This is a genomic window from Micromonospora sp. ABR4_055, assembly GCF_056160425.1.
In genome coordinates this window covers 1-266 of sequence record NZ_JBSWXD010000375.1, presented here as the reverse complement: position 1 = coordinate 266, position 266 = coordinate 1, and the positions used below count along the sequence as shown (strand labels likewise).

Annotated in this window: 1 pseudogene; it reads right to left on the bottom strand. The window is 74.8% G+C overall.

What is annotated here, in order from left to right:
• Positions 1-266: pseudogene (locus ACXAHD_RS32465) on the bottom strand (4-oxalocrotonate decarboxylase); the annotation flags it as partial.

The window sequence follows — 266 nt, the reverse complement described above, 5'->3', positions numbered from 1 at the left end:
CGGGCCGTGCCGGTCGGCCAGGGCGACGCCGGCGGCGAGGGCCCGGCGGGGGTCGCCGAGGATGGCCGCCGTCGACCCGGTCTGCACCGTGCGTCCATCGACCTCCAGCAGTACGCCGAGGTTGTCGAGGCCGTCCGGGACCGGCTGCCACGGCCCGACGGTGAACAGGGCGGCCGAGGTGTTGTCGGCGATCACGTCGGGCAGCGAGAAGGTGAAGTTGGCGTACCGGGAGTCGATGACCTCCAGCGCGGGGGCGACGGCCCGCA